This is a genomic window from Streptomyces sp. SLBN-8D4, assembly GCF_049739545.1.
Classification (GTDB): Bacteria; Actinomycetota; Actinomycetes; order Streptomycetales; family Streptomycetaceae; genus Streptomyces; species Streptomyces canus_C.
In genome coordinates this window covers 6,077,827-6,100,549 of record NZ_JBMGQC010000001.1, presented here as the reverse complement: position 1 = coordinate 6,100,549, position 22,723 = coordinate 6,077,827, and the positions used below count along the sequence as shown (strand labels likewise).

The window sequence follows — 22,723 nt, the reverse complement described above, 5'->3', positions numbered from 1 at the left end:
GGTGCCGCGCCCCGCCCGCCCCGTCGGCAAGGTCGTCTCAGCGTGCTTCCCGTACGACCGCCACATCGCCCGGCGGCACCGTCACCCGGCCGCCGTCGACGCTCCTCCCGCTCAACAACTCGGTTGCCCGCGAGGCCACTTGCACCTCGGCGTCCCGTTCACCGTGGTTGATCAGGAAGAGGTAGTCCGCGTCCCGGCCGCTGCGCAGCACCGCCTCCACCCCCTCCGGTGTCTCGCGCACCGGCTCCACCCCCGCCTCGGTGCGGATGCGGTCCAGCAGGGCGGCGAGGGTGTCCGGGTCCGGGTGGGTGGCCAGATACCAGGCCGTGCCCTCGCCACAGGTGTGCCGGGTGACCGCCGGGACTCCGGTCAGGGGGCCCGAGGTGTACGACGCGACGGCCTCCGCGCCTTCCAGGTGCACCCGCTCCGACCACAGGGACGCCGTGCCGCCGTCGCTCAGGCCGAGGGACTCACCGGGCAGCAGCGGGAAGAGTTCGTCCGTGCGGACGCCGAGGGGCTCCCGGAAGGCGCCCGGATAACCGCCCAGGCGGACGTGGCAGTTGGTGTCGACGGCCCCGCTGTGGAAGCCGACGACCAGCGTGCCGCCGCCCGAGGCGAAGGTGGTGAGGTTCGCGGCGTCGGCGTCGTCGACCAGGTACAGCGCCGGGGCCAGCACCAGCCGATACGACGACAGGTCGGCGTCGGGGCGTACGAAGTCCACCGCCACTCCGGCCCGCCACAGCGGCTCGTACCAGGCCCGGACCATGTCCAGGTAGCGGACCGACTCGCTGGGCTGGGAGGGGAGTTCCAGGGCCCAGCGGGCGTTCCAGTCCCAGACGACGGCGACCGAGGCGGGGCTGGTGCTGCCCCGCACCTCCGCCAGCGCCTTCAGGTCCGCGCCCAGCGCGACCACGTCACGCCAGATCTGGCTGTCCGTGCCGGCGTGCGGGAGCATCGCCGAGTGCCACTGTTCGGCACCCGCCTTCGCGGCCCGCCACTGGAAGTAGGCGATGCCGTCGGCGCCGCGGGCGACGTGGGCCAGGGCGTTGCGGCGCAACTCCCCCGCTGTCTTGGCCCTGTTGACGGGCTGCCAGTTCACCGCGCCCGTGGAGTGCTCCATCAGCAGCCACGGGCCGCCCGCCAGCGAACGGACCAGGTCGCCGCTGAGCGCGATGTCGATCTGCGACTCGGGGTCGGTGGAGCGCAGGTAGTGGTCGTTGGAGACGACGTCCAGCTCCGGCGCCCAGCGCCAGTAGTCCAGCGCGTCGAAGTTGTACATCACCATGAAGTTGGTGGTGGCGGGCACCGAGGGAGCGGCCTCCCGCAGCACCTCCCGCTCCGCCCTGCACAGCGCCAGCAGTTCGTCGCTGCAGAAGCGCCGCCAGTCCAGCTGGTGGGTCGGGTTGGGCACGGCACCGGTGGCGCGGGGCGGGATGATCTCGTCCCAGTCGTAGTACCACTGGCTCCAGAAGGTCGTACCCCAGGCGTCGTTGAGGGCGTCCAGGTCGCCGTACTTCTCGCGCAGCCAGCGCCGGAAGGACGCCGCGCTCACGTCGCAGTAGCACTCCGCGTTGTGGCAGCCGTACTCGTTGTGGATGTGCCACATCACGACCGCCGGGTGGTCGGCGTACCGCTCCCCGAGGACCCGGGCGATCCGCAGGGCGGCCTCCCGGTAGGCGGGGCTGGAGGGGCAGAAGGTCTGGCGGCTGCCGTACGACAGTCTCCGGCCGTCCTTGTCGACCGGCAGCGCTTCAGGGTGCGCGCGGAAGAACCAGGCCGGTGGGGCCGCGGTCGGTGTGGCCAGGTCGGCGGCGATGCCGTGCTCGTGGAGCAGGGCGAGGATCCTGTCGAGGCGGGAGAAGTCGTACTCGCCCTCGCGGGGTTCGAGGAGCGCCCACGCGAAGATGTTGACGCTGACCATGTTCACGCCCGCCTCGCGCATGAGGCGTACGTCCTCGGCCCAGACCTCCTCGGGCCACTGCTCGGGGTTGTAGTCGCCGCCGTAGGCGATGCCCTCCGTGATCATCGGACGTCTCCTCCGAGCAGGCGGCGGGTCGTCTCCACGCCCCACGGGTCCAGGGACAGCAGGCGGTCGCTCGACGCCATGAGGCCGCCCGTCGCCTCCACGTGGGACGCCCAGCGCTCGCGGGTCTCCACGGCCGGGCGGGCCATCAGACAGTCGGGGTCGTTGACCCAGAGCCGTCCGTGCTGCCACTGGCGGCCGGCGCCGGTGAACTCGGCCGGGTCCTGGCCCGGCTGGCTGTAGTCGTCGGCCTCGGGGCGCCGGTGCGGGGCCGTGTCGGGGCTGACCCGCATCGCGTCGAACAGGCCGACGGAGGGCAGGATCGGCGCACCGCAGCCGAGCAGGTACGCCTGGGAGCCGATCGCCTCGCGGATCAGCCGGATGCCGTCCCGGTAGGCCGTGAGCGCGTCCGCGGAGGAGTGCCGTACGCCTTCCAGGGCTCCCGCGTACAGGAAGTCGACCTTGAAGTAGTCGTAGCCCTCGGACGCCAGGGTCCTGAAGACCGACGCCAGGTACCGCGCCGCCTCGGGGTGGGTGGTGTCCAGGACGCACAGGTCGTGGCCCCAGTTGCGGCCGGCGTGCAGGAAGCCTCCGTCGAGGTCCTCGACCAGCCAGTCGGGGTGCTCGACGGCCAGGTCACTGGCCGGGTCGACCAGGAAGGGTGCCGTCCAGATGCCGGCCCGACGGCCCCGTGCCCGGATCGCGTCGGCGATGCCCGCGCGGGAGCGGAAGCGGCCGGAGAGGGTGAGCCAGTCACCGAGGGCCTTTTGATAGCCGTCGTCGATCTGGACGACGTCGACGGGCAGGTCGAGGGTGTCCATCGCACGCAGGTTCTCGTGGATGTCGTCCTCGGTGACGTCGGTGAAGTACTCGTACCAGGAGCACCAGACGGTGGGCGCCAGGCGGGGTGTCTCGACCCCGAGTCCGGCGGCCCACTCGGCCAGCACCGACTGGATGCCGGTGCCCGTGAACTCCTTCACCGGGCCGTCGGCCAGGACCTGCGCCACGGAGTCCTCGGCGACCAGACGGATCGACGGCACCTCATGCGCGGGGTCCGGCGCCGCCCACAGCCGTACCGGCGATCCGTCGCCCGGGTCGAGCGCCAGCAGGCCCTCGCCCTGGAAGGTGCCCTCGGGGACGGTGACGCCCGGTCGGTAGCAGACCGTCGCCCAGTTGTCGTTCGTCGGGCGGTACGGCTTGTCGCCGAGGGCGTACGCGCCGCTGGGGCTCCAGGACTGCCAGCCCTCCTCGTGCACGCGGGCCCTGCGCGGGTCCACGGGCACGGAGGCGAGCGGGGTGAAGGGGTGGGGCACGGTGGTTCTCTCTCAGGTGCGGGCTGTCAGCCCTTGTTGGCGCCGAGGGTCAGTCCGCTGACGAACTGGCGTTGGAGCACGAAGTAGACGATCAGGGTGGGGATCGCGGTGAGCAGGGCGCCGGCGGCGACCAGGTTGGGGTCGGTGAAGTACTGGCCGGAGAGGTTGTTCAGGGCCGAGGTGATCGGCATGTTCTCGCCGGTGGAGATCAGCACGATGGCCCAGAAGAAGTCGTTGTAGATCCAGATGGACAGCAGGGTGCCCAGCGCGGCCATCGCGGGCTTGCACAGGGGCAGGACGATCTGCCAGTACTGGCGCCACACGGAGGCGCCGTCGACGAGGGCGGCCTCGGTCAGTTCGTGCGGGAGCATGCGCATGTAGTTCGAGAGAACGAAGGCGCAGAACCCGGACTGGAACGCGACATGGATCAACACCAGCCCGAGCGCGGAGTCGTACAGCTTCCCGCTCATCGTGATCCCCGGCAGATCCACCAGCAGGTACAGGCGGTACAGCGGGGTGATGATGACCTGCTGGGGCAGCAGGTTGCCGGCGGTGAAGACGAGCAGCAGCGCGATGTTGAGGCGGAAGTCGAAACGGCTGACGTAGAAGGCGACCATCGACGACAGCACCAGGGTGATCAGCACGGCCGGGACCGCGATGAGCAGGGTGTTGCCGAAGTAGTGGAGCATGTCGGACTGGGTGAAGGCGTTCTTGAAGTTGTCGAAGTTGAGGGTGTCGGGCCAGGAGACGTAGCCCTTGGTGCTGGTCTCCGAGTAGGGGCGCAGGGCGGCGAGGACGGCCCACAGCAGCGGCGCGAGCCAGGCCAGCGCGGTGCCGGCCAGGAACACGTGCAGCAGGATCCGGGCCGGGCGCAGCGGGGTGCGCTGTTTCGCCGGGGCGCCGGCGGTCAGGGTGCTCATGCGCGGCGCTCCTTGCGGAAGGTCGCGATCAGGTACGGGATGATGACCGCGAGGGAGATGACCAGCAGGACCACGGCGATCGCCGAGCCGTAACCGATCCGGCTGGACTCACCGATGATGTTGTTGGTGATCAGGATCGACAGCAGTTCGGTGCCCTGGGCACCCTTGTTGAAGACGAACACCAGGTCGAAGGCGCGCAGCGCTTCGATGATCGTGACGACCAGGACGACGGTGTTGGTGGGGCGCAGGGTGGGGAAGATGACGTTCTTGAACGTCTGCCACTCGTTCGCGCCGTCCAGCGAGGAGGCCTCCCGCAGGGAGGGGTCCACGCCCTTCAGGCCGGCCAGGTAGAGGATCATCATGTAGCCGGTGTGCCGCCAGGACGCGGCGATCAGCACGGCCCACAGGTTGAGTTTGGGGTCGCCGATCCAGTCGATGTAGTGGCCGGGCTTGTTGGCCCCGATGAGGCTGTTGATCAGGCCGGTGTCGGGGTTGTAGACCAGCTGCCACACGAACCCGGTGACCGCGAGGGAGACCACGACCGGCAGGAAGAACGCCGTCTGGTAGACCCGGCTGAAGCGGATGTTCTTGTCCAGCTGGACGGCCAGGAACAGACCGAACGGCGTGGGGATCAGGATGAGCACCACGAACCAGATGATGTTGTGCTCGACCGCGGGCCAGAACTGCGGGTTGTCGCTGAACAACTGCTTGAAGTTGTCCAGCCCCACCCACTTGATGGAGCCGAAACCGATGCCGTCCCAGCTGGTGAAGGCCAGCGCGATGGACGCCAGCGCGGTGACCCAGACCAGGGCCACGTGCAGGACCGTGGGCACGCCCGCCATGAAGGCGAGCGTGATGCGGTCACGGCGGGTCAGCAGGCGCTTGTGGCCCTGCGGGACCCGCTTGACAGGGGCAGGGCCCGAAGGCGGCACAGCGGCCGCCTCCGGGCTCTTCGTGTTGATGTCGGTAGTCATTCAGCCGCTCAGCTCAGGAGGACGCGAAGATCGTCTTCTTCTGGCGTTCGATCGAGGACAGCAGACTGTCGACGCCCTTGGGGTTCTGGAGGAACTTCTGCAGCGAGGGCTGCATCACCGTCGAGGTGAAGTCGGGGCGCGAGTCGCGGTCCATGAACTGGGTCAGGCTCTTGGCGCCGGAGATCATCTCGTACGCCTTCTTCTGCAGCGGCGTGTACGAGGAGGTGTCGGCCTTGCTGGAGGCGGCCACCACACTGGAGTCGGCCTTGAGGTAGATCTGCTCCGCCGCCGGGGTGCCCAGGTACTCGAGCAGCTTGGTGACGCCGGCCTTGTTCTTCGGCGCCTTGGAGACCATGAAGCCGTCGGTGGGCGCCTCCACGGTGTCCTGCCCGTACGCCGGGTTGATCTCCGGGAAGGCGAAGAAGTCCAGGTCGTCCAGGTCCGCCTTGTTGGTGAACTGCTGGGCCACGAACGAGCCCAGCACATACATGCCGGCCTTCTTGGACACCAGCGTCTGGGCGGCGTCCTGCCAGGTGCGGCCCATGAAGCCGTCCTGGTGGTAGGGCAGCAGCTCGGCCCAGTGGTCGAAGACGGCCTTGACCTTGGCGTCGGTCCACGCGGCCTTGCCCGCCATCAGCTCGACGTGGAAGTCGTAGCCGTTGAGGCGGAAGTTGATCTGGTCGAAGGTGCCCATCGCCGGCCAGGCGTCCTTGTCGCCGAACGCGATCGGGACCAGGCCGTCCTTCTTCATCTGCTTGCACAAGGTCACGAACGCGTCCCACGTGGTCGGGACCTCGTAGCCGTGCTGCTGGAAGACGCTCTTGCGGTAGAAGATCGCCCAGGGGTACGTGTACAGCGGCACGAAGTAGTACTTGCCGTCCGCGCCCTTGGACAGCTTCTTCATGGCGTCCGGGAAGTTGCCGCCTATCTTGTCCCACACGTCGTCGATCGGGGAGGCGAGGTTCTTCGCGGCGAAGAACTGCATCCGGTACCCGGCGAACCAGTTGAACACGTCGTCCGGCGTGCCCTGCAGGTAGGAGTTGATCTGCTCCTGGAACGTGTTGTGGTCCTTGGTGTTCACGTCGACCGTGATCCCGGACTGCTTCTTGAAGGCCGCGTAGATCTCGGCGAACGCCTTCTTCGGCACCGCGTCCGACGCGTTCGACCCCAGGCTCACGGTCTTCGGGTCGCTGGAGCTGCCGCTGCTGCCACAGGCGGACAGCAACGGGATACCCGCGCCGAGGAGGGCGGCACCGCCCACCCCCTTGAGCAGACCACGACGGCTGGGCGAGGGAAGGGAGGACGAGAGGTCACGCATGGACGGCTCCTGAAGGCAGGGGTTCGATCATGGAGGGATTCGGAGACCAGTCGTAATCGACCAGAAACCAACTTGACCGAACACGGTGGCGCAATGACAGCGTTATGTCAGGTCATGCGTCAATAGCTTTCGACTCGATTTGTCGAAACGTGACCGACATCCCTGCCTACCGGTGACCCAGGAGCATCGTCGTCGAGGGGTTCAGTTGTAGGCGGCGAAGGCCTTCGAGAAGGCGAACGGCGCCTGGACGACCGAGCTGCAGCTCGCGTCGGCGGAGGGCTTCGCACCGCCGGAGCACTGCTTGTCCCGGGTGGCGGACCACATCGACAGCAGGCCCAGTCCCTTCGCCTTGGCGAAGGCCACGAGCTGGGTGGCGTCGTCCACCTTGAAGATCTCCGAGGCCACGTCGTTGACCCCGATCATCGGCGTCACCCCGACCGCCTTCCAGGCGGCGCTGTCCGACAGCCCGAGAACGCCCTTGACCTGTGCCTGGGTGGCGGTGGCCGCCTGCTCGGCGTAGGTGCCCATGTCCCCGCTGTACGAGGCCCCGTAGTCCATCGCCATGATGTTGACGGTGCCGATCTCCACGCCGTTGGACTTGGCGTTCGCGAGCAGGTCGACCCCGTCCTGGGTGAGGCCCTCGGGCATCACCGGCAGGGTGTAGGAGACGTCCAGGCCGGGGTGCCGGTCCTGGAGCTTCGCGATCGCCTGCGCGCGCCGGGTGTTCGCGGTCGTGTTCGGCAGTGCCCCGCCCTCCACGTCGAAGTCGACCTTGGTGAGGCCGTACGCGTCCACGACCTTGCCGTAGGCCGCCGCCAGCGCGTCCGCCGAGGAGCAGGTCGTGGCCAGCTCGGAGCCGGAGGCGCCGCCGAAGGAGACCCGGACGTCACCGCCCTTCGTCCGCAGCGCGCCGATCTGCGCGGCCACGGCGTCGCTCGACAGGTCGGTGACCCCGCCCCACTTGGGGGTGCAGCCGCCCCCGTCGGTGACGAAGGCGAGGTGGTAGTCCTTCACACCGGTGGCGTCGGCGGCGGCGAGGAGGTCGAAGGCGGGGTAGAGCGAGGTGTCGACGTAGGGGGCGAAGCCGGCGCTCTTCGAGGGGGAAGCGGTGGAGGTGGGGGCGGCGGTGGGGGTCGGAGTCGCGGTGGGTGTGGACGTGGTGGTGGGGGTGGACGTGGGGGTGTCGCTGCCGCCGGTGGAGCAGTCGCCGTCGTTGACGAGACAGCCGGTGGGATCGCCCGTGCCGTCGACCACGAATCCGACCGTGACCGACTCACCGGCGGCCAGACCGTCGGTGTCCCACCGGGGCGGCTTCACCAGGACATGCCGCCCGCTCACAGTGGACTCCCCGTTCCACAGGGAGCCGAGGGCGGAGCCGCCCGGCAGGTCGAACTCCAGCTTCCAGTCCTTCTGGGCCGAACCGCTGTTGTTGGTGACGACGTACTGCGCGGTGTACCCCGTCGACCAGGCACTCGTCCTCGTGTACGCCGCACCGATCCCGGCCGCCTGGGCGGTCCCGCTCAACAGGACGGCGCCGGTCCCCACCACGGCGGCGGCGACCACCCCGCCGATCGCCTTGTTCCTGCCGTTCAGTCTGCGCCGATGGATGCTCATGGCGTGGCACGCTAGCGGTCCCGAATCGGGCAAATGACCTGATCAGGACGGGCGTTGAGGATCTTAGGGCGCGCTTAAGGAAGGGATCGGGGCCGGTTAAAGGTCGAGACCAGTCTGCCGGTCCCGCGCCTGCGCACCCGGTGTCCCCGGCGCACCGGCTCCCGCCCGTCCAGCTGGATCCAGACCCGCACCTCGGTGCCGCCCAGCACCGACGAGCCGATCCGTACGTCCCCGCCCGTCCCCTCGGCGAGCCGTCGGACGATGTCGAGCCCGAGCCCGGTCGACCCGGCGCTGCCGGACCCCCGGCCGCGGGCCATGGCGGCCTCGGGGTCGCGGATGCCGGGACCCGCGTCGGAGACGAGCACGATCACCGCGTCCTCGCCGTTGTGCACGTCGACAGCGAAGGCCGTGCCCTCCGGGGTGTGCCGGAAGACGTTGCCGAGCAGGGCGTCGAGGGCGGCCGCGAGGTCCGCCCGGGCCACGGGTATCCGCACCGGCCGCTCGGTGCCGGCCACCCGCCACTTGCGGCCCTCGTCCTCGGCGAGCGCCGACCAGAACCCCATCCGCTCGCGGACCACCTCGGCCGCGTCGCACCCGGCGCCGGGCCCGGCGGCCGCGGTCTGCGGTTTGGCCTCCCGGGCGGTACGGATGATGGTGTCGACCTCGCGCTCCAGCTGCGCGACCGCGGCCCGGGTCTGCTCGGCGGCCGGACCGTCCCCGAGCGAGGCCGCGTTGAGCCGCAGCACGGTCAGCGGGGTGCGCAGCCGGTGGGACAGGTCGGCGGCCAGTTCCCGTTCGTTCGCGAGCAGTTGGACGACCTGGTCGGCCATGGAGTTGAACGCGACGGCTGCCAACCGGAGTTCGGTCGGCCCTTCTTCCGGCACCCTCGACCCCAGTTTCCCCTCGCCCAGCTCGTGGGCGCCCTCGACGAGTTTCTGCGCGGGCTGCACCATGCGGACGCCGAGCCGGTCGGCGACCGCGACCGAGCCGACGACGAGCGCGATGCCGACGCCGGCGAGCACCGCCCAGGCGGTCGCGACGCCGTTGCTCACCTCGGACTCGGGGACGTACACCTCGACGACGGCGATCTTGCCGGAGCTGAGCGCGACCGGCTGCAGGAGGGTGGAGCCGCCGGGCACCTCGGTGGTGGAGGCGCGGCCCAGCCGGCGCACGGTCGCGATGTCGTCGGCGGCGGCCCGCCGCCGTCCGATGTCCACGGCCTTCTGAGCGCTTCGTCCCGCACCGTCGGCCGGTATGTGGACGGCCATCCCGGAGTCCGAGCCCGCGGACGCGACGACCCGCTCCAGCTGGTCGCGGTCGGTGGTGATGGACAGGGCGGGGGCGACGGCGGCCGCCTGCCGCTCGGCGTTGGAGAACGCGCGGTCCCGGGCCATCTCCTTGATGACGAGGCCGAGCGGGACGGCGAAGGCGACCACGACCATGGTGGTGACCGCCAGGCAGACCTTGACCAGAGCCCATCTCACAGCGGCAGCCCCCCGCCCGGTGGTTCCAGCTTCACGCCGACGCCCCGCAGGGTGTGCAGATAGCGGGGCTGTGCTGCCGTCTCGCCCAACTTGCGCCGGAGCCAGGAGAGATGGACGTCGATGGTCTGGTCGTCGCCGTAGGACTGCTGCCAGACCTCCGCGAGGAGTTCCTTGCGCGGGACGACCACCCCGGGCCGGGCGGCCAGGAAGGCGAGCAGGTCGAACTCGCGGCGGGTGAGGTCGAGTCGGACGCCGTCCAGTTCGGCCTGGCGGCGCAGCGGGTCGACGCTCAGGCCGCCGACGCGCAGCACGGTCTCGGGCGGCGCGTCGCCTCCGGCGGCCCGGGACCGTCGTAGGACGGCGGCCATCCGGGCGGAGAGGTGCTCGACCGAGAAGGGCTTGGTGAGGTAGTCGTCCGCCCCGGCGTTCAACAGGCGGACGATCTCCGTCTCGTCGTCCCGCGCGGTGGCGATGATGACCGGGACGTCGGTGATCCCGCGCAGCATCTTCAGGGCCTCGGACCCGTCGAGATCGGGCAGACCGAGGTCCAGGATCACCACGTCGAAACGGAAATGGGCGACCTCGCGCAGCGCCTCCAGCGCCGTCCCGACGCTGCGCACGGTGTGTGCCGCGTCGGTCAGGTGCCGGATGAGCGCCGAACGAACGAACTGGTCGTCCTCGACCACGAGCACACTTGCCATGCGCCGCACCGTACGCGATTCGGGCGAGCACGGTCGGGGCCTGTGGACAACTCAGTCCGGGTGCGGCCGGTGGGACGCGTGAGGCAGTATGGCGGGCGATGCGCAGAGGACTCGTACACGTACTGGCCTGGCTGCTCGCCACGGGCGCGGCGGTCACGCTGTCCTGGTGGGGTGTCCACACGGTCATGGCGGGCACGGCCTACGATCCGCCGCGCGCGCTGCCCATCACGGCGGCCGAGGCGACCACGCAGGAGTCGAAGCCGCTGGCGTCCCCGACGCCGTCACGGACCGAGCGGGCGACCCCGCCGAAGAGCCCGGCACCGACGCCGAGTTCCGCGACCGCCGGCCCGGCGCCCTCCTCGAAGAGCCCCTCCCCCACCGCCTCCGGTCAGGTCAGGAGCTATGACACCGACGGCGGCCGCGCGGTCTTCGACCTCGGTGAGAAGTCGGCGACCCTGGTGTCCGCGACGCCCGGCACCGGCTGGTCGATGCAGGTGTGGAAGACGGAGTCGTGGATCCGGGTGGAGTTCGCCTCGGGCGCGGACCGGGTGTCGGTGTTCTGCACCTGGCACGACGGCCCGCCGCGGGTGGAGATCGGCACCTACTGACTCACCGGGTCATCTGAACACGGACGCGGGCGGCACCGGGGAGGCCACCGCCTCGGCGTCCGTCACGGGTACGGCCCCTCCGGTGAAGTCGCGGAGCGCCTTGCCGTGTTCGACACGGCCGGGGTGCGGGTCGGAGGCGGCCCGGCGGGTCAGTTCCGCGATCGGCAGCGGGGTGTCGGAGGCGACGAGTACGGCGTTGCCGAAGCGTTTGCCGCGCAGGACCGTCGGGTCGGCGACGAGGGCGAGCTCGGGGAAGCGGGCGGCGGCGGTGGCGATCTGGCCGCGGAGATGGGCGAGCGGCGGTCCGTCGGCGAGGTTGGCGGCGTAGAGACCGCCCGGCCTGAGCGCCCTTCGGACCTCGTCGAGGAACTCGGTGGAGGTGAGGTGTGCCGGGGTCCTGGCTCCGCTGAACACGTCGACGATGACGAGATCGGCCCATCCGTCGGCGACCTTGGCGAGACCCTCGCGGGCGTCGACGGACCGCACGCGTATGCGCGCGGTCGGTTCCAACGGGAGCTTCTGCCGGATCAGTTGGACGAGTGCCGCGTCCCGCTCGACGACCTGCTGGGTGGAGCGGGGGCGGGTGGCGGCGAGGTACCGGGCGAGGGTGAACGCGCCTCCGCCGAGGTGTACGGCGTGCACGGGCTTGTTGGCGGGCGCGACCAGGTCGATGACGTGGCCGAGCCGGCGCTGGTACTCGAAGGAGAGGTGGCGCGGGTCGTCGAGGTCGACGTGGGACTGGGGGGCACCGTCGATGAGCAGCGTCCACGCGTGCGTGCGCTCCCGGTCGGGGATGAGCTGGGCGAGACCGCCGTCGACGGGTTCGACGACGGCTTCGGCGGCCGGGCTTCCACGGCGAGAACTCTTGGACTTACCCACTACGCCATTATCCGCGGCGCAAGGCCTTCCCGCGTCCGCGGGCCGGTGGGAGCGGGCAGCTGCCGGTCAACGGCAATTGTCCGCGGCCTCGATCAGTCTCGCCGCCTCGCCCAGTGCCGCCCGCAGCACCGCGGGGTCCGTCGCCAGATCCGCGTCCCTCGGCGGCAGCAGCCAGTCCGACCCCTCCACGGGCGGCTCCGGAGTCAGCCGCAGCCCCCGGCCGGCGGTCTCCGTGCAGGTGCTCCCCGGCACGTCCCAGCCCGCCGCCGTCCCCGGCGGCACCAGGAACCCCAAGGTCTGGCCACCGTCGTCGTGCAGCACGGGCCCGACGCCCTCACTCACCCCCCGCCGCAGGATGTCGACGGCCTCCAGGCCGTGTCGCGTCGGCACCGTGACCACGTCGCACGACACCGGCGTGCAGGGATTGACGCTCCGGCTGATCTCCATCGCGGCCTCCACCAAGGAACCCTCGTCCGACTCCGGGCAGTTCAACGCGCGCCGACGTCAACGGCTACGGCGAAAGTCCGCCGCAAAGGATGGCAGTTCATGGCGGATCCCGGATGAGATATCCGGTTTGTAGCCAAACCCCGCATGGGGACCCGGACACACCAGGTACGTTCTTGCCCGCCGGAAACAGGGCGTCACACTGACAAACCAGTCAACTCGCCTCACCCCCGGCATGGTTCGACGGTTCGCACGAGAGGACCCGGCCATGGCGTCGTCAATGGTGACCTCGTCCCAGTCCCCCACACCACCGAGACCGAACCTCGCGTTCCGGCGCCTGCGCGGACAGCGCTCGCCGGCCGAGTTCGCCGCGGCGGTGCGACGGGCCGCGCGCGAGATCGGCGAGAGCGTCAGCTGCGACGCACGCTATGTGGGCCGCGTCGAGGCGGGCGAGATCCGCTGCCCCAACTACGCGTACGAACGGGTGTTCCTGCACATGTTCCCCGGCCGCACGCTCTCCGACCTGGGCTTCGCCTCCCGTGCCTCCGTACGCGGACGCCGGGGGCGCCCCGCGAGTGAGACACAGGGGACGTACGAGCCGTATGACACGCAGGACACGCAGGACACGCAGGACACGCAGGACCCCGACGAGACGTACGACAACGAGGAGAGCGACGTGCTGCGTCGCGCATTCATGACCGGCGGGGGCGCCACGGTCGCCGCCGCCTCACTGGGCCCCATCGGGCTCGCGCTCGACGCCGCGCCCGCCGGACGGCCCGTCCGCCGCGCCGGGACGGGCGAGGCGGGTGCCCTGGAAGAGGCCGTGCGCAGGATCCGGCTGCTCGACGACCGGCACGGCGCCGACGGCCTGTACCAGCGCGCGGCGGCTCCCCTGCGCGCCGCCTACGCGCTCCTGGACGCCGGCGCGACCCGGCAGACGACCGCCGACCGGCTGCACTCGGGTGCGGGTGAACTCGCCATCTCGGTGGGCTGGCTCGCGCACGACTCCGGGCGGTTCGACGACGCCCGCTCGCACTACGCGGAGGCCCTCGCGACGGCCCGGGTGACCGGTGACGACGCCCTGGAGGCGCACGCCTTCTGCAACACCGCCTTCCTCGCGCGCGACGCGGGACGGCCGCGGGAGGCGGTACGGGCCGCGCAGGCAGCCCAGCGGGTCGCCCGGCCCCTGGGTTCGGCCCGGCTCATGTCGCTGCTCGCGCTGCGCGAGGCGGGCGGCTGGGCGGGTCTCGCCGACCGCACCGGGTGCGAGCAGGCGCTTGTCCGCGCGCAGGCCTACTTCGAGCGGGGCCACTCGGACGCCGACCCCGAGTGGATGAGCTTCTACGGCGAGGCCGAGCTGGAGGGCCTGGAGGCGCAGTGCTGGTCCACGCTGGGCGACTGGCGCCGGGCCGCCCGGCACGCGCGCCGCGCGGCGGATCTCCAGGACCCGCACTTCACCCGCAACATCGCGCTGTACACGGCCGAGCTCGCCGACGACCTGGCCCGCGGCGGCCACCCGGACGAGGGGGCGGCGGCGGGGCTGCGAGTGCTGGAGCTGCTGGGCGAGGTCCAGTCGTCCCGCATCCAGACGATGCTGGCGGCGACGGCGAGGGTGCTGTTGCCGCACCGGCGGGCTTCGGGGGTGTCGGCGTTCCTGGAACGCCACGCGTCGACGCCGAGGTCTGCGTGACGGCTTTGTTCTTCGGCTGCGGGCCGGTGGGGGCTGGTCGCGCAGTTCCCCGCGCCCCTAGGTCGGTGCAGTCACGGCCTGCCCAGCTGTACCCACTCAGGGGCGCGGGGAACTGCGCGACCAGCCACGACGCACCGGCACCTGGCTACGAACCCAGGTGCCCCAGGTCGTTCCAGCTCTCGATCGCGGGCTCCCCATAAGCCCAGCCGAGCACCGAAAGGGACGTCGGATTAAGCCGTATCCGTGCCGCGAAGGCAACCGGCAACCCCAGCCACCGCGCCCCGATGGACCGCAGGATGTGCCCGTGGGCGAAGACCAGCACATCCCGGTCCGCCGAGCGCGCCCACGCGACGACCTCGTCCGCGCGAGAAGTGATCTCCGCCAGGGACTCCCCCTCGGGAACCCCGTCCCGCCAGATCAGCCAGCCCGGCCGCACCGCCTGGATCTCTTCCGGGGTCATGCCCTCGTACGTGCCGTAGTCCCACTCCATGAGCGTGTCCCAGGTGGCCGCCCGCTCCCCGAACCCGGCGAGTTCGCAGGTCTCCCGCGCGCGTGCCAGCGGGCTGGTGCGTGTCTCCACCCCGGGAAGGCCGTCGTACGGGGCCCGGTGCAGCCGCTCGCCGAGCAGCTTGGCGCCCCGCCGGCCCTCCTCCAGGAGCGGCACGTCGGTCCTGCCGGTGTGCTTGCCGGACAGCGACCACTCGGTCTGTCCGTGCCGGGCCAGCAGGATGCGCGGTGCCATGGAGAAACCTTTCCGGGGGAAAGCGGAGGCGGAACGCCTCCATCATCGCGCACCCTGTGGGAGGGCAACCCGACGGGCGTTCTCAGCGTCTTCGTGGACCGAAGGCGCTGCGTGGGGGCACTCCACAGGGGCCCGCACATACGCCGTAAAGTGGCACCCCCGGACAAGGACCGCCGGACGCCGCGCGAAACGAAGGGGGACAGGATCGGATGCCGCTGACCGAGACACCAGGCACCGAGGCAGTCCCGCGGACACGGCTGCGCTGGTGGACCGAGCTGCCCCTGATCCTGTTGGTGTACGCCTGCTACAGCGCCGGCCGGCTCCTCGCCAGGGGCGACGTCACCGGCGCCGTGGACCACGGCCTGGCGATCCTCAAGGTCGAGAAGGTCCTGCGCCTCAACGCCGAGCACCCGCTCAACCGGCTCTTCACCAGCCAGACCTGGATCGGCGTACCGGCCGACTTCTGGTACGCCTCGCTGCACTACCTGGTCACACCGGCCGTCCTGATCTGGCTCTTCCGCTCGCGTGCCGTGCACTACCGCGCGGCCCGCACCTGGCTGATGACGTCCACGTTCATGGGCCTGATCGGCTTCACCCTGCTGCCGACCTGCCCGCCCCGCCTCCTCTCGGCGAGCCACGGCTTCGTCGACACCATGGCCCAGTACAGCTCGTACGGCTGGTGGGGCGGCGAGGCGAGCGCCCCGCGGGGCATGGGCGGCATGACGAACCAGTACGCGGCCATGCCGAGCCTGCACGTCGGCTGGGCTCTGTGGTGCGGGGTGATGCTGTGGCGCTACGGCAGGACGCGTACGACGAAGGCCGCGGCCGTCGCCTACCCGCTGATCACCACCCTGGTGGTCATGGGCACCGCGAACCACTACTTCCTCGACGCGGTCGCGGGCGCGGTGGTGATGGGGCTCGGGTTCCTGCTCGCCCCGTACGTCAGCCGGGCGGCGGAGCGGGCCACGGCGGGAGTCCGTGCCCGGCTGGCCACCGTTTCCGTCGCCTCTCGGGACACAGAGACCTCAATTGTCAGTGGCGGATGCCAGACTTCCGCGAGTGAGCACATTCCACGGCAGCGCGAGTCACGCTTCCCAGGCGGAGCCGAGCCCAGTGCCGCTCCCACGGACGCGGGGGACGGCGCTCCGGCAGCGGCTCGCTGAGCTGCGCGGACCCGAGGTACCGGCGAAGGCACTGGACGCGCGCGCCCTGGCGGCGCTCGCCGCGAACCCCGGCTGCAAGCGGCGCGCGATCCTCGACGGCGCCGGGGTGAACAAGACGGCGCTGGCGAGCGCGCTGGGCTCGCCGTCCGCCTTCGGGCAGTCGCAGTTCGCCCTGACCCGGGGCAACGCCTTCGAGGCCAAGGTCAAGGCGGACGGCGGCGCGGAGCTGCTGCGGCTGGTGCACGAGCGCCTGGACCGCAGGGCCGAGCCGCCCACCGAGGCGCATGTCCCCGACCTCACCGCGATCGGCCCCGAGGGCCGTACCGCGCGGACGGCCCTCGCCCTGCGCGAGGCCTCCGGGACACAGGGGTGGACGCTGCTCGACCACCCCATGCTCGCGCTCGACGTCGCCGGCTCCCCCGCCTTCCTGGAGCCGGACGCGGTGGTCGTGCACCCGGACGGCAGCTGGACGGTCGTGGAGATCAAGTCCTTCCCGATGCTGGACGGTTCGGCGGACCCCTCGAAGGTGGGCGCGGCCGCCCGCCAGGCCGCGGTGTACGTCCTCGCGCTGGAGGAGGTCGCCGCCCGCCTGGACCCGGCTCCGCGGGTCCGCCACCGGGTCCTGCTGGTCTGCCCCAAGGACTTCTCCAACCTGCCCACCGCCTCGGCCGTCGACATCCGCAAGCAGCGCGCGGTCACCGCCCGCCAGCTGACCCGCCTCACCCGCGTCGAGGACATCGCCGAAGCCCTGCCCGAGGGCACCTGCTTCGCCCCCGACCTGCCCGCCGCCGAACTGACCGCCGCGGTCGAGTCGGTCCCGGCGACCTACGCCCCCGAGTGCCTGTCCGCGTGCGAACTGGCCTTCCACTGCCGGGACCGCTCCCGCGCGGCCGGCGCGGTGACCTCGCTGGGCCGCTCGGTGCGTGCGGAGCTGGGCGGTCTGACGACGGTCGAGGAGGTCCTGGCGGCGGCCCGCGGCGAGGCCGGCGACCCGGACGACCCGGCGGTGGCGGCCCTGCGCAGAGCGGCGGAACTGCGCGCGGAGGCGCTGGGGGTGACCGCATGTCGCTGATCGCCACGCTTGCCCGGCTGGAAGCCGTCAGCACCGGCCGCGCCCAGCCCGCCGCGACCGTCCTCCACCGGCACCTCTCCGACCGGCCCCTCGTCCTGGTCCCGCTCACCACCGCGGGCGAGGCCGGTGCCCCGCTCGGCGCGCTCGTGGGCACCGACCGGGACGCCCCGCACCTCCTGGTCGTACCGCAGCCCCGGGACCGCGACCTCAGGTTCGCGTTCCTCGCGGAACTGGCGGACATCGTGCTGCCGTACGTCGACGGGTACGCCGAGTCGGTGGAGGCCGCCGAGCGCAACGAGACCGATCCGGAGACCGGCAAGCGGATCAAGGTCGAGGTCGAGCTGTGCGCGGACGCCCCCCAGCTGATCCTGCCGAGCCGCGCGGGCGTCGATTTCGTACGGCTGCTAGGGCGCTCCATGCGTTTTCGGCGTACGGCGGAGCAGGACCCGGAGACCCCGTACCCGGCCCCGCCCCGGGTGCCGTTGCTGGGCCGGTGGCTGACCCACTTCGGGGAGCGGGCCCGGGTGCCGGGCTCCGCGCTGCTGCTCGCGATGACGGACGTGCTGGGCCGGCACTGGTCCACCGGCCAGTCCACGCTGGAGGACCAGCACTTGGGCGCGCTGCTCGCCTGGATCGACCCCCCGCAGGGGCGGACGGGCGCCGAGGCCGCCCTGGAGGCCGAGCTGACCCGGGACGACCGCGGCCAGCTGCTGCACCCGCCGGCCGGTCCCGCCACCGACCCGGCGTTCGACAACAAGCTGCTCGCCCCCGCCTTCGAGCGCTACGACCGCGCGCGTACCGCCCTCGCCGCCGCCGAGGACGGTCTGGAGGCCGACGACCGGCTCGGCGCGCTCACCGCGGCCGAGCAGGAGATCCGCGCCCTCGTCGCGAGTCGCACCCGCCCCACCTGGGACGCGGTGTGGCGCGGCGTGGACCTGCTGCGGGCGCTGCCCGAGGGAGCGCATGTCGAGGAGCGGTGGACGCGCGACCGCTGGTCGTTCACGAGCCACCGCGACCGGGTCGTGGCCGGCGAGCCCCCGCAGCCGCGCCGCGACGACGCTGTCACCGCCGCCAACAAACTCGCCGCGCGTGAGCGCGAACAGGCCCGCCTTGAGGCGCAGGAGGCACTCGACGACCCGCTGGTGATGGCCGGGCGGCGGTTGGCCGGTGAGGCGTTCGCCGGGGAGGTCACGGACGTCGTCATGACGTACAGCGAGGGCAAGCGGCCGAGCCCGCGCCCGCTGGTGACCGTACGGACCGACGACCGGCCGCATCTGGGCGAGCGGGCCAAGGTGTACCGCTCGCTGGGAGGCAAGCCGCAGTCGGCCGAGTTCGTGGGGTCCGAGGAGGAGGGCGCGCTGGTCGTCCTCAAGATCCTCGACAAGATGGGCCGCGGCAAGGAGCCGGAGACCGGGTCGGTCCCCGAGAAGGGCGACCGGGTGTGCTTCACGCTCTTCGAGCACGAGCAGCGCGGCGGCGCGAAGCTGCCCGACCCGGAGGACACCCCGTGGACGCACGGCGGGCCGCCCGGTGAGGCCGTGCAGGAGAGTGCCGACCCCCTGACCCCGGAGGACGTCCTGTGACCACCCAGGCCAGGGGCCCCCGGGCCTTCGACCCCGGTGCCGAGGCCGGCCGGGCCACCGACGCGATCCTCCGCGACACCCTGCACGGCACCCACCGCGGAGTCGTCGTCGACTCCCCGCCCGGCGCCGGGAAGTCCACCCTCGTCGTCCGCGCGGCACTCGAACTGGCCGACGCGGGACGCCCGTTGATGGTGGTCGCACAGACGAACGCCCAGGTGGACGACCTGGTCCTCCGGCTCGCCGAGAAGAACCCCGAGCTGCCGGTAGGGCGGTTGCACAGCAGTGACGCCGACCCGTACGACAAGGCGCTGGACGACCTGCCCCAGGTCCGCAAGTCGGCGAAGGCGGGTGACCTGACCGGGCTGCCCGTCGTGATCTCCACGGCCGCCAAGTGGGGGCATGTGAAGGCCGACGAGCCCTGGGCGCACGCGATCGTCGACGAGGCGTACCAGATGCGCTCGGACGCGCTGCTGGCGGTGGCGGGACTGTTCGAGCGGGCGCTGTTCGTGGGCGACCCCGGGCAGCTGGACCCGTTCGCGATCGTGGGCAGCGAGCAGTGGGCGGGGCTGTCGTACGACCCCTCGGCCTCGGCGGTGACGACCCTGCTGGCCCACAACCCCGAGCTGCCCCAGCACCGGCTGCCGGTGTCCTGGCGGCTCCCCGCCTCGGCCGCGCCCCTGGTCTCGGACGCCTTCTACCCGTACACGCCCTTCCGCAGCGGCACCGGCCACGACGACCGCCGGCTCGCCTTCGCGGTCCCCTCGGACGGCTCCGGGCCCGACCGGGTCATCGACGCGGCGGCGGAGTCCGGCTGGGGTCTGCTGGAGCTGCCGGCCCGGCACACCCCGCGCACGGACCCGGAGGCGGTACGGGCCGTCGCGAGCGTCGTACGGCGTCTTCTCGACCGGGGCGGGGCGGCCACGTCGGAGCGCTCACCGGACCCCGCGCCGCTGACGGCCGACCGCATCGCGGTGGGCACGGCGCACCGGGACCAGGCGGCGGCGGTCCGCGCGGCGCTGGCCGACCTCGGCGTCACGGACGTCACCGTCGACACGGCGAACCGTCTCCAGGGCCGCGAGTACGACGTCACGGTCGTCCTCCACCCGCTCTCCGGCCGCCCCGACGCCACCGCCTTCCACCTGGAGACGGGCCGCCTGTGCGTCCTGGCCTCCCGGCACCGCCACGCCTGCATCGTGGTGTGCCGGGCGGGCGTGAGCGACCTGTTGGACGACTACCCGTCCACGGAACCGGTCCAGCTGGGAACGCTGGTGAAGTTCCCGGACGGCTGGGAGGCCAACCACGCGGTACTCGCACGGCTGGCGGAACACCGGGTGGCGTGGCGGCCGTGAGGTAGGCCTTGGTATGCGCCGGAGGCGACCCGCCCTCTTGCCCGGGCGCGGGACAATGGACGGTGGCCCTTCCACAGGCGGGCCGTCGGTACGGACGACTACGAGGAGGATGAAGACATGGCGGAGCCCACGCCGCGTCGGAACGAACCGCGGCTGCGCCCCGCGCCCCTGCTGTTCGAGCCCACGCAGGTGGCCGACGACCCGGAGCACTTCTTCGACCTGGAGTCGATCGACGACCCGCGCGCGCTGCTGACCCGGTCCACCGAGCTTGCGCAGGCTTTCCGCGCGGCGGCGGACCGTGCCGTGGAGTTCCAGGCGATGGCGGCGGCCCAGCTGGCCGACCCCCGGCGCTTCGACCGGCTCACGACGGCCGACATCGCCGAGCGCGCCGAGTGGACCGAGGACTACGCGAAGAAGATGGTCGAGTTCGGCCGGGATCTGCTGCGCGGCGCGGAGGGCGGAGCGGGACACGCCGACCCCGTGTGAATCCCGTGTGGCATATGCCAGGCGGGCAAGATACCCCTCCCCGCCCCCTCCTGTCCCGATTTCCCGCAACCCTGTGGAACGGCCCTCTCACGCCCCGTAGATGTAGTCGGCATGAGCACTCGCGACGAACCGTTCACCGACCGCTTCGACGTCTGCGGCGTCACCGCGGACGGGGCCGCCTGGCTCGCCTCGGCAGGAACGTATCCGCGTAGCACCCTGTCGCTGTGGGAGGACCACCCCGCCGCCCCGGTCGTCCTGCCCTGCGGCACCGCCTTCGACGTGGTCAGCGCTCCCGCGATCTTCGGGCGCCGGATGCTCGACCGGCTGTGGGACGAGGGTCCGGGCTCGGGGCCGGTGGCCACGTTCCGGGGCCGGATGCTCCTCTTCGCGGCACCGGGCACGGCACAGCGGCTGCCGTCCCTGCTGCGGTGGGAGGAGTTCGGCCGCACGGGGGCGATCCCGCCGCTGCTGTGCCACGGCACCGGCGACGCGGTGACCGTCCCGGCCCCGCTCAGCGCCGCGAAATCCGCACTGACCTCACGCTGGCTGGTCGCCCCCGACACCCGTCAGCCCTGGCTGCCGGGCCCGGAGATCCTGCTCTGGGCAGCCGTCCGCGCGGCCCGCGCCGCCGTGCGCATATCGATTTTTCCCCCGGCCGATCAGGATGCTAAGGTCTACGACGTCAGCAGGCGCCGCTAGCTCAGTTGGTTAGAGCAGCTGACTCTTAATCAGCGGGTCCGGGGTTCGAGTCCCTGGCGGCGCACAGACACTGAAGGCCCTCCGTGGAAGCGGGGGGCCTTCGGCGTTGAGACGAGTCGCTCGGTACCCCGGACACAGGCCGGGGCCCGGCGGGCGCGGCCGGGGGTCCGGGGGTTGGCCCCCGGGAAGACGCAGCATCAGCGGGTCCGGGGTTCGAGTCCCTGGCGGCGCACGTTGTCGATGGCGAGGCTTGTTCGCGGAAAGCGCGAACCGGTCTCGCCATCGTCGTTCCTGCGCGGCTGCGCCGCGCGTTGTGGGGGCTCCGCCACCCACACCCCCTCTCCCACCGAGCCGCCGGCCAGGAAGTCACCCGACCGCGATCTCCACGTCGAACGCCCCCGTGGTCGTCCGTCCCGTCACCTTCACGCGGACGTCCTGCCCCGGCACCCTGAAGCTTTCGCCCACGTCGACGGGGGCGTCCGCGAGTGGGGGGTAGACGGAGTTCTCCCAGCAGGCCTCGGTGCGGGGGTGGGCGTCGATCACCTGGATGGGGCCGGCGCCGGACGCGGCGCCGCTGTGGACGCGGTAGACCAGCACGCCCTGCCGGCAGACCGCCACGTCGCTGCCCACCGCCTCGCGCGCCTCGAAGGCGAGCGCGCTGTCGGTCCCGGTGGGTACGACCGCGAGCTTCGTGCCGCGCGCGAGTCCGAAGATCCCGGCACGGTCGGGACCGGCCTCGACCGGCTCCAGCGTCAGCCGCGACGGCTTCGGCCCCCGTACGCACGTCACCTGCCGCCGCTCCAGCCAGCCCAGCTTCCACTTGTGCCAGGCGAACAGATCGGGGGCCAGCCCGAACTGGCTGCCCATCAGGTCCCAGTCGCCGACGTAGGTGTCCCAGTCGCCCTTGCCGTCCATCGGCCGGTGGTACAGGTCCGGCAGGTCGAAGACGTGCCCGGTCTCGTGGGCCAGCACCAGACGGTCCGGAGGGTGCTTCTCGAAGACCGTGACGACCCGGCGGATGTCCGTGCGGTCGGCGCGCAGCGGCACGTCCAGGTTGACGACCTTCGTGGCGTCCGAGTCGACGCCGGGCGCGTCCGGGTCGGCGACGAAGTAGACGGCGTCGTAGCGCGAGAAGTCGACCTGCCCGTCCGCCGCGGCGAGCGCGTCCCGGAGGTAGGCGCCCCGGTCCGCGGCACTCCAGTCGCGCTGTATGGCGTACGCGGTCGACGGGCGCGGCATCCGGATCCAGTGCCGCAGCGGGTGCGGGCGCAGGGTGAACCGGCCATAGGAGGCGCGGTCGAAGAAGCGGGTGGTGGCCGGGAAGTGATCGGCGGTCAGCTGGGCCGGGGTGGTGATCGGCGGGGCGTCCGGGAAGGACAGGAAGACCATCACCGCGTCGAGGGCGCGGGCCGGACGCGGATACGCGCTGTTCCAGGTGTCCAGGCCCTCCGAGTGATGGGCCTCGGTGCGTTCCAGGGCGCAGGGCTCCGAGGAGAAGGGTCCGGCGACCGACGGCCCGGTGACCAGGGAGGTGGCGGCGAGCGCCGCCATGGTGGTGAACACGGCGGCGGTGCTGCGCAGGGGCGGACGCGAGAAAGTGCGCGGAAACGAGCGCGGCAACGGGACCTCCGGGAGCGGTTCACGGGACACCGCACCCAGCC

The 22,723-nt window shown here is 71.8% G+C and carries 20 protein-coding genes and 1 tRNA gene; 9 read left to right on the top strand and 12 right to left on the bottom strand.

What is annotated here, in order from left to right:
• Positions 1-37 precede the first annotated feature (37 nt).
• The 8 genes from RKD20_RS27775 to RKD20_RS27740 all read right to left on the bottom strand — a co-directional run bounded on the left by RKD20_RS27775 (position 38) and on the right by RKD20_RS27740 (position 10,347).
• Positions 38-2,026 carry a beta-galactosidase gene (locus RKD20_RS27775; protein ID WP_424880081.1) on the bottom strand — a complete coding sequence of 663 codons (1,989 nt, stop codon included), beginning with the start codon at positions 2,024-2,026 and terminating at the stop codon, positions 38-40.
• Positions 2,023-3,336, bottom strand: a complete 1,314-nt coding sequence (locus RKD20_RS27770; protein ID WP_424880080.1) for a glycoside hydrolase family 36 protein — start codon at positions 3,334-3,336, stop codon at positions 2,023-2,025. Before RKD20_RS27770 ends, RKD20_RS27775 begins: the two co-directional genes overlap by 4 nt.
• A 26-nt stretch (positions 3,337-3,362) precedes the next feature.
• Positions 3,363-4,256: a carbohydrate ABC transporter permease gene (locus RKD20_RS27765; protein ID WP_424880079.1), complete on the bottom strand. Its 894-nt coding sequence runs from the start codon at positions 4,254-4,256 to the stop codon at positions 3,363-3,365.
• Positions 4,253-5,230 carry a carbohydrate ABC transporter permease gene (locus tag RKD20_RS27760; RefSeq protein WP_424880078.1) on the bottom strand — a complete coding sequence of 326 codons (978 nt, stop codon included), beginning with the start codon at positions 5,228-5,230 and terminating at the stop codon, positions 4,253-4,255. The genes RKD20_RS27765 and RKD20_RS27760 overlap by 4 nt, the downstream gene beginning before the upstream one ends.
• A 13-nt stretch (positions 5,231-5,243) precedes the next feature.
• On the bottom strand, positions 5,244-6,548 hold the full coding sequence (locus RKD20_RS27755; RefSeq protein WP_424880077.1) for an ABC transporter substrate-binding protein: 1,305 nt from the start codon (positions 6,546-6,548) through the stop codon (positions 5,244-5,246).
• A gap of 201 nt (positions 6,549-6,749) precedes the next feature.
• Positions 6,750-8,162, bottom strand: a complete 1,413-nt coding sequence (locus RKD20_RS27750) for a cellulose binding domain-containing protein (protein ID WP_424880076.1) — start codon at positions 8,160-8,162, stop codon at positions 6,750-6,752.
• A gap of 74 nt (positions 8,163-8,236) precedes the next feature.
• Positions 8,237-9,646 carry a sensor histidine kinase gene (locus RKD20_RS27745; protein ID WP_424880075.1) on the bottom strand — a complete coding sequence of 470 codons (1,410 nt, stop codon included), beginning with the start codon at positions 9,644-9,646 and terminating at the stop codon, positions 8,237-8,239.
• Complete coding sequence (locus RKD20_RS27740; RefSeq protein WP_020123282.1) at positions 9,643-10,347, bottom strand: response regulator transcription factor; 705 nt, start codon at positions 10,345-10,347, stop codon at positions 9,643-9,645. Before RKD20_RS27740 ends, RKD20_RS27745 begins: the two co-directional genes overlap by 4 nt.
• Before the next feature lie 98 nt (positions 10,348-10,445).
• Between RKD20_RS27740 and RKD20_RS27735 the strand changes: the two genes are divergently transcribed.
• Positions 10,446-10,955: a hypothetical protein gene (locus RKD20_RS27735; protein ID WP_424880074.1), complete on the top strand. Its 510-nt coding sequence runs from the start codon at positions 10,446-10,448 to the stop codon at positions 10,953-10,955.
• 9 nt (positions 10,956-10,964) lie between these two features.
• On the opposite strand, the gene RKD20_RS27730 is transcribed toward RKD20_RS27735, so the two are convergent.
• Together RKD20_RS27730 and RKD20_RS27725 are read right to left on the bottom strand one after the other, a co-directional pair.
• Positions 10,965-11,834: a spermidine synthase gene (locus RKD20_RS27730; RefSeq protein WP_424880073.1), complete on the bottom strand. Its 870-nt coding sequence runs from the start codon at positions 11,832-11,834 to the stop codon at positions 10,965-10,967.
• A gap of 66 nt (positions 11,835-11,900) precedes the next feature.
• A complete protein-coding gene (locus RKD20_RS27725) occupies positions 11,901-12,281 on the bottom strand; it encodes a hypothetical protein (protein WP_424880072.1) in 381 nt (126 codons plus the stop codon).
• 265 nt (positions 12,282-12,546) lie between these two features.
• On the opposite strand from RKD20_RS27725, the gene RKD20_RS27720 reads away from it, so the two are divergent.
• Positions 12,547-13,968 (top strand): tetratricopeptide repeat protein, encoded by a 1,422-nt coding sequence (locus RKD20_RS27720; protein WP_424880071.1) that lies wholly within the window; start codon positions 12,547-12,549, stop codon positions 13,966-13,968.
• Between the two features lie 145 nt (positions 13,969-14,113).
• On the opposite strand, the gene RKD20_RS27715 is transcribed toward RKD20_RS27720, so the two are convergent.
• Positions 14,114-14,710, bottom strand: a complete 597-nt coding sequence (locus RKD20_RS27715) for a histidine phosphatase family protein (protein ID WP_424880070.1) — start codon at positions 14,708-14,710, stop codon at positions 14,114-14,116.
• A gap of 209 nt (positions 14,711-14,919) precedes the next feature.
• Between RKD20_RS27715 and RKD20_RS27710 the strand changes: the two genes are divergently transcribed.
• The 7 genes from RKD20_RS27710 (at position 14,920) to RKD20_RS27680 (ending at position 21,126) form a co-directional block, all read left to right on the top strand.
• Positions 14,920-15,873, top strand: a complete 954-nt coding sequence (locus RKD20_RS27710) for a phosphatase PAP2 family protein (RefSeq protein ID WP_424880069.1) — start codon at positions 14,920-14,922, stop codon at positions 15,871-15,873.
• Entirely contained in the window at positions 15,824-16,945 is a 1,122-nt protein-coding gene (locus RKD20_RS27705; RefSeq protein ID WP_424880068.1) for a hypothetical protein, read from the top strand. Before RKD20_RS27710 ends, RKD20_RS27705 begins: the two co-directional genes overlap by 50 nt.
• Entirely contained in the window at positions 16,936-18,528 is a 1,593-nt protein-coding gene (locus RKD20_RS27700) for a hypothetical protein (RefSeq protein WP_424880067.1), read from the top strand. Before RKD20_RS27705 ends, RKD20_RS27700 begins: the two co-directional genes overlap by 10 nt.
• Entirely contained in the window at positions 18,525-19,877 is a 1,353-nt protein-coding gene (locus RKD20_RS27695) for an AAA domain-containing protein (RefSeq protein ID WP_424880066.1), read from the top strand. Before RKD20_RS27700 ends, RKD20_RS27695 begins: the two co-directional genes overlap by 4 nt.
• A gap of 117 nt (positions 19,878-19,994) precedes the next feature.
• Positions 19,995-20,363, top strand: coding sequence for a hypothetical protein (locus RKD20_RS27690; protein ID WP_020123292.1), 369 nt, complete (start codon positions 19,995-19,997; stop codon positions 20,361-20,363).
• A gap of 111 nt (positions 20,364-20,474) precedes the next feature.
• Positions 20,475-21,062 carry a bifunctional DNA primase/polymerase gene (locus RKD20_RS27685; protein ID WP_424880065.1) on the top strand — a complete coding sequence of 196 codons (588 nt, stop codon included), beginning with the start codon at positions 20,475-20,477 and terminating at the stop codon, positions 21,060-21,062.
• Positions 21,053-21,126: transfer RNA gene (locus RKD20_RS27680), tRNA-Lys, on the top strand. The genes RKD20_RS27685 and RKD20_RS27680 overlap by 10 nt, the downstream gene beginning before the upstream one ends.
• Positions 21,127-21,428: 302 nt before the next feature.
• On the opposite strand, the gene RKD20_RS27675 is transcribed toward RKD20_RS27680, so the two are convergent.
• Complete coding sequence (locus RKD20_RS27675) at positions 21,429-22,712, bottom strand: M6 family metalloprotease domain-containing protein (protein WP_424880064.1); 1,284 nt, start codon at positions 22,710-22,712, stop codon at positions 21,429-21,431.
• Positions 22,713-22,723: the final 11 nt, after the last annotated feature.

Bases quoted from the DNA above. Each gene is read 5' to 3' on its own strand.
- RKD20_RS27775 (WP_424880081.1), bottom strand. From the start codon at position 2,026: ATGATCACGGAGGGCATCGCCTACGGCGGCGACTACAACCCCGAGCAG.
- RKD20_RS27765 (WP_424880079.1), bottom strand. From the start codon at position 4,256: ATGAGCACCCTGACCGCCGGCGCCCCGGCGAAACAGCGCACCCCGCTG.
- RKD20_RS27760 (WP_424880078.1), bottom strand. From the start codon at position 5,230: ATGACTACCGACATCAACACGAAGAGCCCGGAGGCGGCCGCTGTGCCG.
- RKD20_RS27755 (WP_424880077.1), bottom strand. From the start codon at position 6,548: ATGCGTGACCTCTCGTCCTCCCTTCCCTCGCCCAGCCGTCGTGGTCTG.
- RKD20_RS27750 (WP_424880076.1), bottom strand. From the start codon at position 8,162: ATGAGCATCCATCGGCGCAGACTGAACGGCAGGAACAAGGCGATCGGC.
- RKD20_RS27740 (WP_020123282.1), bottom strand. From the start codon at position 10,347: ATGGCAAGTGTGCTCGTGGTCGAGGACGACCAGTTCGTTCGTTCGGCG.
- RKD20_RS27735 (WP_424880074.1), top strand. From the start codon at position 10,446: ATGCGCAGAGGACTCGTACACGTACTGGCCTGGCTGCTCGCCACGGGC.
- RKD20_RS27725 (WP_424880072.1), bottom strand. From the start codon at position 12,281: ATGGAGATCAGCCGGAGCGTCAATCCCTGCACGCCGGTGTCGTGCGAC.
- RKD20_RS27720 (WP_424880071.1), top strand. From the start codon at position 12,547: ATGGCGTCGTCAATGGTGACCTCGTCCCAGTCCCCCACACCACCGAGA.
- RKD20_RS27715 (WP_424880070.1), bottom strand. From the start codon at position 14,710: ATGGCACCGCGCATCCTGCTGGCCCGGCACGGACAGACCGAGTGGTCG.
- RKD20_RS27710 (WP_424880069.1), top strand. From the start codon at position 14,920: ATGCCGCTGACCGAGACACCAGGCACCGAGGCAGTCCCGCGGACACGG.
- RKD20_RS27700 (WP_424880067.1), top strand. From the start codon at position 16,936: ATGTCGCTGATCGCCACGCTTGCCCGGCTGGAAGCCGTCAGCACCGGC.
- RKD20_RS27690 (WP_020123292.1), top strand. From the start codon at position 19,995: ATGGCGGAGCCCACGCCGCGTCGGAACGAACCGCGGCTGCGCCCCGCG.
- RKD20_RS27685 (WP_424880065.1), top strand. From the start codon at position 20,475: ATGAGCACTCGCGACGAACCGTTCACCGACCGCTTCGACGTCTGCGGC.